This is a genomic window from Acinetobacter sp. (assembly GCF_036666595.1).
In the GTDB taxonomy this organism is placed as follows: Bacteria; Pseudomonadota; Gammaproteobacteria; order Pseudomonadales; family Moraxellaceae; genus Acinetobacter.
Map to the genome: position 1 here is coordinate 1 of NZ_JAVWVO010000034.1, position 284 is coordinate 284.

1 protein-coding gene is annotated in these 284 nt (G+C 32.7%); it reads right to left on the reverse strand.

Going from position 1 to position 284, the window contains the following annotated elements; genetic code table 11:
- Positions 1-102: RepB family plasmid replication initiator protein (locus RR876_RS16550; RefSeq protein ID WP_332637137.1), on the reverse strand; the 102-nt coding region annotated here is incomplete at its 3' end.
- Positions 103-284 lie beyond the last annotated feature (182 nt).

A 284-nucleotide genomic window follows, 5' to 3' on the forward strand; every position in this document is an offset into this window, starting at 1 on the left:
TTGTAAGATAGCCAGTAGAATTAACCGTTGTTCTACGGTATCTAAATTATAACTAGCATTAATTAAAGCATTATCTTTTACTATTAATTCACTGGTAGGCATTTGCTACACCTTTATTATACGTGGTGTTATTACACCATCATTAATCAATGGTGTAAATAGGTGACTTTTTGGTGTGGTATAGGTGACTTTTTGGTGTGGTATAGGTGACTTTTTGGTGTGGTATAGGTGACTTTTTGGTGTGGTATAGGTCTTTTAATCATTGTTATTAAAGAATTTCAACG